The sequence below is a fragment of the Chitinophaga sp. 22308 genome, from assembly GCF_052045305.1.
Classification (GTDB): Bacteria; Bacteroidota; Bacteroidia; order Chitinophagales; family Chitinophagaceae; genus Chitinophaga; species Chitinophaga varians_A.
This window is the reverse complement of record NZ_JBQEOP010000017.1, coordinates 1-5,595: the sequence shown is the minus strand read 5'-3', so window position 1 is coordinate 5,595 and position 5,595 is coordinate 1. Positions and strand designations below refer to the sequence as shown.

Here is a 5,595-nt window from a genome sequence, read left to right as displayed (position 1 = left end):
AAAGGCGTAGGGCCGGACGTGCTGGTGCCCGTTTGCCTGGAACGCTCTCCGGATATGATCATCAGCATAGTAGGCATCCTGAAGGCCGGCGGTGCCTATGTACCGGTAGACCCTGACTATCCTGCAGAGCGCATCCGGTTTATGATAACCGACACAGGAGCAAACCTGTTGCTAACAGATAGCCGGCAGGAAGCGGCGCTCAGGGAAATGGACATATCACCGGAGATATTGTTGCTGGATGAATCCGGGGACCTGCTGGACAGTTTCCCGACAACTGCAATGGATGCCGGTCTTCAGCGCCATCACCTGGCCTATGTGATATATACTTCCGGTTCCACCGGCAAGCCCAAGGGAGTGATGAATGAGCACGGAGGCATAGTAAACAGATTGCTATGGAAACAGTCTTACTTTGGTTTGAAGGAAGGGGAAGGGGTGCTGCAGAAAACCACCTTCAGTTTTGACGTATCTGTATGGGAACTGTTATGGCCGCTGATCACCGGCGCCCGTCTGGTGTTTGCGCGCCCGCAGGGACAAAAAGACGCCGATTACCTGAAAGAAGCAATCCGGCGTTATGATATCAGCACTGTCCATTTTGTGCCATCCATGTTGCAGGTCTTCCTGGACAGCGTAGGCGATGCAGAAACGTTACCGCTCACCCGGATCATATGCAGTGGCGAGGCCCTGAAGCCGCAGCAGGTGCACGATGTGCAGTTACGTATACCCGGTGCGGAGTTATATAACCTTTACGGCCCAACGGAGGCCGCGATAGACGTTACCTGCTGGCATGCCCCGCGTCATGTTGAGAATAATATTATACCGATAGGTCAACCGGTATCGAACACACAGATACACATCCTGAATGAGCGCGGAGAGCTGCTGCCGGTGGGCGTTGCGGGTGAACTGCATATAGGTGGCGTCCAGGTGGCGCGCGGTTACCTGAACCGCCCTGAACTGACGGCGGAAAGGTTTATAACAGATCCCTTTAACGGGTCAGGTGGCCGGCTGTACAGAACGGGCGATCTGGCGCGCTGGCTTCCTGATGGCAACATCGAATACCTGGGCCGTATAGACGACCAGGTGAAGATCCGTGGCTTCCGTGTGGAACTGGGCGAAATTGAAAATACATTGCTGCGTTATCCGGATATCCGCCAGGCGGCTGTCCTGGTAAACGAAGACAGGCAGGGCAATAAACGGATCGTCGCATACATTGTGCCGCTAAGTACGATTGATAAAGAAGCTTTGACTGCTTTCCTGAAAAACCTGCTGCCGGAATACATGGTGCCGGTATTGTTTGTGGAAATAGAAGAGGTCCCGCTTACCGTTAATGGTAAAGTAGACAGAAAAGCCCTCCCTGACCCCCATATCGAAACGCTCCAAATCAATGATTATGTTGCGCCGCGCAACGGAGTAGAAAGTATGCTGGCTGATATCTGGCAGGAACTGCTGGGTATACAACGGGTGGGCATATACGATAATTTCTTCGAGCTGGGTGGCGACTCGATCAATACTTTGCAGATCGTAAGCCGGCTGAAACGCCTTGGTTATGAGCTACAGCCCAAAGATATATTTGCGGCCCAGCATATTTCGGCATTGGCCACCATTTTTAAAAGCCGCCGGCAGCAGGCATCGATCGCAGAGCAGGGCGTACTTGCCGGCGAAAGCGGATTGCTGCCCATACAACAATGGTATCTTGAACTGTCTGATAACGCTGCCGTCCCCTTATATCAGTATGTTATTGTAAAGATAGATAAACACCTTACCGCAACGGATGTAGACGTTGCGGTCAATAGCCTGTTGCTGTGCCACGACGCACTGCGTTTCAGTTATAACAACGGAAAACAGGTCTATGGCAGTTATACCGGGAACATTGAAACATTGTCCGTACATGCGGCAGAAGAGAAAGTTATTGTGCAGCAGATCATCGATTTCTCCCGCGAGCTTTCATCCGGCCTGGATATACGAAAGGGCATATTGCTAAAGGCCGCCCTATGTGTTTCCCCAGACAAAGACAGTAATCACCTGCTGCTGGTGGTTCATCACCTGGCCGTAGATGGCGTATCATGGCGTATTCTGCTGGAAGACCTGAAATTACTGCTGCAGGGTACGGCTATTCCCGATACCAAAACGGCCTCCTATCGTCAGTGGTACCAGGCATTGGAGCATTACCGCAGCCAGCCCGCGCTTCTGCAACAGCAAACCTGGTGGGAGCAGGTGGTACAACAGCACCGTCCACTACCGTCAGATTATACTTATACAGAGAAGATAACGGTAAAGGATATAGCTACCTTAACATGCTCCCTCGATGTTGTACGTACGCGTCAGTTATTACAGGAAGTTCCGAGAGCGTACCACACCAATAGTAATGATATTCTGCTTTGTGCGTTGCTGCTAACGCTGCATGAGTGGCGCGGCATCAGCAATGTGGTCATAGGGCTGGAAGGCCACGGAAGGGAAGACGGTATTGCAGAACTGGATATCAGCCGCACCGTAGGCTGGTTTACCAGCATTGCCCCCGTAGCATTATCATTACCAGCCGGAAAGCAGGTGGCAGATGTGTTGAAAGAAGTAAAAGAACAACTGCGCAGGACACCAGCCAAAGGGCTGGGTTACGGTGTATTGCGTTACCTGGACCAGCTACCCTCCCTACAGCATGATGCGCAATGGGATATCCTCTTTAATTATCTCGGTCAACTGGATAATGAGGTGATATTTGGCGCTTCTGCAGGTGATGAACTCGTGGTAAAAGAGAAGCTGACGCTGAACAGCGTGGTGATGGAAGGTGTGCTGCAAATGCAGTGGCAGTATAGTTCCCGCCACTATAAAGAAGATAGTGTTATAGCCATCGCTGAGATCTTCCTGTCGAAATTATCCGGCCTGATCGCTCATTGTGTGGAACAGGCAGCAGCGGCGCCGGTGTTTACTCCTGCTGATTACGGACTGGAAGCGGTTATGACCAACGAAGAACTGGACCGTTTCCTGGATGCACCGTTTAATGGCGCCGTGCGGCGGTCACAGTTAACAGACCTGTACCGGTTGAGCAGCTTACAGGAAGGGATGCTGTTCCATAGTCTCTATCACGAGCAGGGAGGGGCCTATATCGATCAGTTCATGGCGACCGTTTCCCAGGTGGATATCTCATTGTTCCGCCAGAGCTGGGAGACGCTGCTCCGCCACCATACGGTGTTTCGTACGGCGTTCTACCACGATGCGTGCAGTGTGCCGGTGCAGGGCGTGTATAAAACAGCTGTGCTGCCGTTCATCCTGCTCGATCATCGTAAAACAGAAGACCAGGAGCAAGCAATACAACAATACATTGAAAACGACCGCCGCCAGGGATTCGATTTCAGCGAAGCGCCCCTGATGCGTATAACACTGATACAGGTTGATGATAACTGTTACCGACTGGTATGGACATTTCATCATATCCTGCTGGATGGCTGGTCAGTTCCGGTTTTGCTGGAAGAATTACTGCAAACTTACGGGTCGCTGGCAGCAGGCCAAACCATCGATATAAAAAGTGAGGACCGGTATGCTGAGTATATTCATTATCTCAGGCATCGTGATACCTACGCGGAAGAAAAATATTGGAAAGCATATCTGCAGGGGCTGTCCTCCCCGGGATTGCTGCCTTTTATTTCCGGAACGGTTAACCGTACCCGCAGCGCCGGTCAGTACCGGCAGCTTACATTTGAAGCGGATGCCGCGTTTATGGCGCAGATCATGCGTTACGCACATCAACACCGTATTACGTTAAATTCGCTGGTACAGGGCGTATGGGCGTACCTGTTATCCCGATATACCGGCAGGGAACAGGTGGTTTATGGTGCTACTGTCTCCGGCAGACCGGAAGAGATGCCGGATATAGAAAAACGTGCGGGCCTCTTCATCAACACACTACCGTTATATACCACTGTTGATAACAACAGGCCTGTCGGAGAATGGCTGCGGGAATTGCAGGAAAGCCAGTTGCAGAGCCGTCGTTATCAACACGTGGAGCTGGGTGACGTGCAGCGTTGGACTGGCATAGGCAGTGAATTGTTTGACACGTTGCTGGTGTTTGAAAACTATCCGGTAAACAGGGTACTGACTTCGCACAGGTGGCAATTGCAGATGGATGACCTGGTGATGAAAGAGCAAACCAACTATCCATTGACCATTGTTGTGATGGCAGCGGATACCCTGCAGGTACAGTTCAGCTATAACGAAACTGTATTGGAAGGCGCCTATGTACAGGCAATCGCCCAACATACAGAACAGGTACTGCGGCAGATTGTTCTTGCCAATACCGCTACACTGCATGACGTTGACCTGATCACCGCTGCGGAGCGAACAACGTTACTGGAAGATTTTAATGCTACGGCTGCATCCTATCCAGATGTAACGCTGGTAGACCTGATAGCTGCACAGGCGCTGCGGACGCCTGATGCACCCGCCGTGCTGTTTGAAGAAGAAGTGCTGACATACCGGGAACTGGATATGCGTACCAATCAGTTGGCCCATTACCTGCGTACGAAAGGCGTAGGGCCGGACGTGCTGGTGCCCGTTTGCCTGGAACGCTCTCCGGATATGATCATCAGCATAGTAGGCATCCTGAAGGCCGGCGGTGCCTATGTACCGGTAGACCCTGACTATCCTGCAGAGCGCATCCGGTTTATGATAACCGACACAGGAGCAAACCTGTTGCTAACAGATAGCCGGCAGGAAGCGGCGCTCAGGGAAATGGACATATCACCGGAGATATTGTTGCTGGATGAATCCGGGGACCTGCTGGACAGTTTCCCGACAACTGCAATGGATGCCGGTCTTCAGCGCCATCACCTGGCCTATGTGATATATACTTCCGGTTCCACCGGCAAGCCCAAGGGAGTGATGAATGAGCACGGAGGCATAGTAAACAGATTGCTATGGAAACAGTCTTACTTTGGTTTGAAGGAAGGGGAAGGGGTGCTGCAGAAAACCACCTTCAGTTTTGACGTATCTGTATGGGAACTGTTATGGCCGCTGATCACCGGCGCCCGTCTGGTGTTTGCGCGCCCGCAGGGACAAAAAGACGCCGATTACCTGAAAGAAGCAATCCGGCGTTATGATATCAGCACTGTCCATTTTGTGCCATCCATGTTGCAGGTCTTCCTGGACAGCGTAGGCGATGCAGAAACGTTACCGCTCACCCGGATCATATGCAGTGGCGAGGCCCTGAAGCCGCAGCAGGTGCACGATGTGCAGTTACGTATACCCGGTGCGGAGTTATATAACCTTTACGGCCCAACGGAGGCCGCGATAGACGTTACCTGCTGGCATGCCCCGCGTCATGTTGAGAATAATATTATACCGATAGGTCAACCGGTATCGAACACACAGATACACATCCTGAATGAGCGCGGAGAGCTGCTGCCGGTGGGCGTTGCGGGTGAACTGCATATAGGTGGCGTCCAGGTGGCGCGCGGTTACCTGAACCGCCCTGAACTGACGGCGGAAAGGTTTATAACAGATCCCTTTAACGGGTCAGGTGGCCGGCTGTACAGAACGGGCGATCTGGCGCGCTGGCTTCCTGATGGCAACATCGAATACCTGGGCCGTATAGACGACCAGGTGAAG

General features: G+C 52.3%; 1 protein-coding gene. It reads left to right on the top strand.

Annotated features, from left to right (window positions below):
* A partial coding sequence (locus tag ACTJJS_RS33475) for an amino acid adenylation domain-containing protein (RefSeq protein ID WP_440668400.1) occupies nt 1-5,595 on the top strand: 5,595 nt, incomplete at both ends.